Annotated in this window: 4 protein-coding genes and 1 pseudogene; 2 read left to right on the top strand and 3 right to left on the bottom strand. The window is 43.0% G+C overall.

What is annotated here, in order from left to right; translation table 11 throughout:
* Positions 1 to 93: 93 nt before the first annotated feature.
* Positions 94 to 1,446, top strand: coding sequence for a replicative DNA helicase (dnaB, locus tag AC5JMF_RS31640; RefSeq protein WP_495799667.1), 1,353 nt, complete (start codon positions 94 to 96; stop codon positions 1,444 to 1,446).
* 176 nt (positions 1,447 to 1,622) lie between these two features.
* Here the strand turns inward: dnaB and AC5JMF_RS31635 are convergent, their stop codons facing one another.
* Together AC5JMF_RS31635 and AC5JMF_RS31630 are read right to left on the bottom strand one after the other, a co-directional pair.
* Positions 1,623 to 2,144, bottom strand: coding sequence for an FKBP-type peptidyl-prolyl cis-trans isomerase (locus AC5JMF_RS31635; protein WP_495799666.1), 522 nt, complete (start codon positions 2,142 to 2,144; stop codon positions 1,623 to 1,625).
* 80 nt (positions 2,145 to 2,224) lie between these two features.
* Entirely contained in the window at positions 2,225 to 2,548 is a 324-nt protein-coding gene (locus AC5JMF_RS31630) for a phasin family protein (RefSeq protein ID WP_495799665.1), read from the bottom strand.
* Positions 2,549 to 2,887: 339 nt separating this feature from the next.
* Between AC5JMF_RS31630 and AC5JMF_RS31625 the strand changes: the two are divergent.
* Positions 2,888 to 3,271: pseudogene (locus AC5JMF_RS31625) on the top strand (glucokinase); the annotation flags it as partial.
* Between the two features lie 25 nt (positions 3,272 to 3,296).
* On the opposite strand, the gene AC5JMF_RS31620 reads toward AC5JMF_RS31625, so the two are convergent.
* Positions 3,297 to 3,614, bottom strand: coding sequence for a hypothetical protein (locus tag AC5JMF_RS31620; RefSeq protein ID WP_495799664.1), 318 nt, complete (start codon positions 3,612 to 3,614; stop codon positions 3,297 to 3,299).
* Between the last annotated feature and the right edge of the window lie 69 nt (positions 3,615 to 3,683).

Here is a 3,683-nt window from a genome sequence, read left to right as displayed (position 1 = left end):
TCCCCAGTCCCCAGTCCCCAGTCCCCAGTCCCCAGTCCCCAGTCCCCAGTCCCCATTCCTCAGTCCCCTAATAAAGTGATTCTATAATGATCTATGGCTGAAGAACTGAGTTTTAAAGGTGATGGTAGCGAACGCTTACCACCCCAAAACATTGAGGCGGAAGAAGCGATTTTAGGGGGGATTTTACTAGATCCAGAAGCAATTAGTCGAGTGAGCGATCGCCTACTTCCAGAAGCATTTTACATCAGCGCTCACAAAGATATCTACCAAGCAGCGCTCCGCCTCCACGCTCAAGGTAAACCCACCGACTTACTCTCAGTGACAAGTTGGTTGACCGATAATGATTTGCTGGCTCGAATTGGTGGGAGAAATAAATTAGCCACTCTCGTAGACCGCACAGTATCAGCCGTTAACATCGACGCCTTAGCAGGGTTGGTAACGGAAAAGTACCTGCGACGGCGGTTAATCAAAGCTGGTAATGAAATTGTACATCTCGGTTACGAGACAGAAACCGAGTTACCCATAGTTTTAGACCAAGCAGAACAAAAAGTATTCAGTGTCGCCCAAGAACGTCCTCAATCAGGTTTAGTTCACATTGCAGACACCTTAATTAGTAATTTCCAAGATATTGAGGATCGCAATCAAGGCATCGCCTTACCTGGCATTCCCTGTGGTTTCTACGATTTAGACGCCATGACCAGCGGCTTTCAACGTTCTGATTTGATTATCGTTGCCGGCAGGCCATCAATGGGAAAAACAGCATTTTGCTTAAACCTTGGTCATAATATTGCCGCTTCTTATAAATTACCAGTTGCTGTTTTCAGTTTAGAAATGTCAAAAGAACAGCTAGCACAACGTTTATTAGCTAGCGAGGCGCAAATTGAAAGCGGTTATCTGCGGAGTGGACGCCTAAGTCAAACACAATGGGAACCTTTAAGCCGTGCCATTGGCACGCTTTCAGAGATGCCAATTTTTATTGACGACACGCCGAATATTACAGTCACACAAATGCGTAGTCAAGCAAGGCGATTGCAAGCAGAACAAGGAACAGAGTTAGGTTTAATTGTGATTGATTATCTGCAATTAATGGAAGGAGCAGGAGATAATCGTGTCCAAGAGTTATCAAAAATTACGCGTCAACTCAAAGGTTTAGCTAGGGAATTGTCTGTACCAGTTATTGCCCTATCGCAGTTAAGTCGAGGTGTAGAAGCACGCACCAACAAGCGTCCTATGCTGTCAGATTTGAGAGAGAGTGGAAGTATTGAACAAGATGCGGATTTAGTTGTAATGTTATACCGCGACGACTACTATAATCCCGATAGTCCCGATCGCGGCATTGCAGAAGTGATTATAGCAAAACATCGCAATGGGCCAACAGGCACTGTAAAACTTTTATTCGACCCACAATTTACTAAGTTCAAAAACTTAGCTAGAGCAAATTATTGAAATAATTATATATATTCGCTTCAATACTGAGACTATCGCGTAGCTCGGAATAGGGAATAGAAAATGGGCAAAACCAATTATAGAAACTTTTGATTTTTGAAATAGAGAATAGGTATTGTCGTTTATTCCTAATTCCCCATTCCCTCGGGGAGCGGGAGCCCCGAGTTCCCCATTCCCTAATCAATTCCTATCAATTCCACATCAAACAATAAAGTGGCATCAGGGGGAATAACGCCGCCTGCACCACGAGAACCATAACCTAACTCTGAGGGGATGATTAATTGGCGACGCCCACCGACTTTCATCGTGCTGAGTCCTTCGTCCCAACCTTTGATTACCTGTCCCACACCAATCTTAAATTTGAAAGGGCGGTTGCGATCGCGTGAACTATCAAACTTAGTACCATCTTCTAGAGTGCCAGTGTAGTGAACCTCAACTGTTTGTCCAGATTGAGGAGTCGCACCAGTCCCCTCTTCTAAATCGACATACTTCAGTCCAGAGGGGGTGGTGATCGCATCAGCTTGATACATAGTATCGCTCGCAATTAAAGTATTGTTTTCAGTTAAATTAGTGGGTGCTGGCGAAGTTTGGGTTAACTGGGCAGCGATGGCATTATCCTGTTTACTGCCAACTTGCGCTAACACCAAAACGACAACACATACCAGCATGAATGCCACGCTGAGGAAAATTGCTTTCAAAATCAGTACTCCCTACTTTAGGTAGTCTGGCAAAAGAATTACCAACAGGACACAATTAAGTGTAGATCACAAATGGCATCTTAACGCCAAAGCTTATTTTCCAAATCACGCACTTGACGCTCTAAACGGTCAATTCTACCCCTTAGTTCATCTACTTCAGACTGACGAGCCACCCCTAAATCTTGCATCATATTTCGCATTTGACGCTGCATTTGAGCATCCCAGTTACCCTGTTCTGACTTTAATTGCTGTGCAATATCATCTATTACGGCCTTGGCTTGTTCGGGATTGAGTTTACCATCTTTAACCAATTCATCACCGACTTGCCGCAGTTTTTCCGCCACTAGAGACGTTGTACCAATACCAACCATCATTAGCTGTTGTAACCAATTGCTGTTATCCATCTTCCTTTCCTTTGAAATTATTTCCAACTAAACACCCATGTAATAAATCACACAAATACGATAAAATCCTTTTCCCCCACTCCCTACTTCCTCGAGTTTTTTTGTCAAATTTCGCAGGCGCAGATGTATTTTGACTAAAAACAAACCTTAACTAAAGTATTAGCTGAACTTGATTAGTTAAGTTAAGATGATAGGATTTTGATGATGCTATACCAATTCTGCCAAAGAAAGCTCCAGATCAAATCTAGCTTTCTTAATGTAAGAATTACGAATTGGTATTATTTTCACAACTACGATCCGAAATTCCAAATTAGCATGACACTGGCGCTAGGCATGATTGAATCCCCAGATATCGCCCAAATTGTTCGCACTTGGGAAAAAGAAGCAGGACAACAGGAAAAAAGCGTTGATCCGGGTGCAGCCATTGGTATAGCTGCATTACAAGGAAGCGATCGTCTTTCGCAACAAACTATACAAATGTTTATCGATGCCTATGGCACAGAAGCCGGCAATCTCGCCCTGAAACTGCTACCTTATGGTGGCTTATACATGGCTGGTGGTATTGCGCCCAAAATACTGCCTTTAATCAAAAACAGCAATTTTCTGCTAAACTTCACCCAAAAAGGCAGGATGCGTTCTCTGCTGGAAGAGATACCCGTGTACATTATCCTCAACCCACAAGTGGGCCTAATTGGTGCTGCTTTGTGTGCTGCTAGGTTATAATCCCCAGTGAATCCCCAGTGAGTGACTAGTACTCGTCATCTCGCAGAACAAACCCTGATTCCTTATTTAGAAACCCAGCAAGTTGCTTGATTAGCCCCCGAAGACGGTTGAACTTATGTTCAACGAGTTTGTCGGTAGCGTTATGCCTGTATTCTGCAAACAGTTTTTTCTCTGTATACTCAGTCAGGTGAATATCTAATTTTTTCTCAGTCGCATATAACTTGTCAACCACGTTGTCTTTTAGTTGATCGACTGCCGACAAAACAGTTGTTTCAACTCGCGTAATTCTGGCATTGATATTAGACTCCACTTGAGCTAGTCGATAAACAGCACCAAGTAGCATAAGTAATCCAGAGATGATATAGAACTCCTATTTGATTTTTGAAAAAGAGTACGAGATAATACGGTTGAG

The sequence above is a fragment of the Desmonostoc vinosum genome, from assembly GCF_059505385.1.
This window is presented reverse-complemented; position numbering and strand designations above follow the sequence as displayed.

Coding starts and splice junctions, on each gene's coding strand:
- AC5JMF_RS31620 (WP_495799664.1), bottom strand. CDS start 3,614: ATGCTACTTGGTGCTGTTTATCGACTAGCTCAAGTGGAGTCTAATATC.
- AC5JMF_RS31630 (WP_495799665.1), bottom strand. CDS start 2,548: ATGGATAACAGCAATTGGTTACAACAGCTAATGATGGTTGGTATTGGT.
- dnaB (WP_495799667.1), top strand. CDS start 94: ATGGCTGAAGAACTGAGTTTTAAAGGTGATGGTAGCGAACGCTTACCA.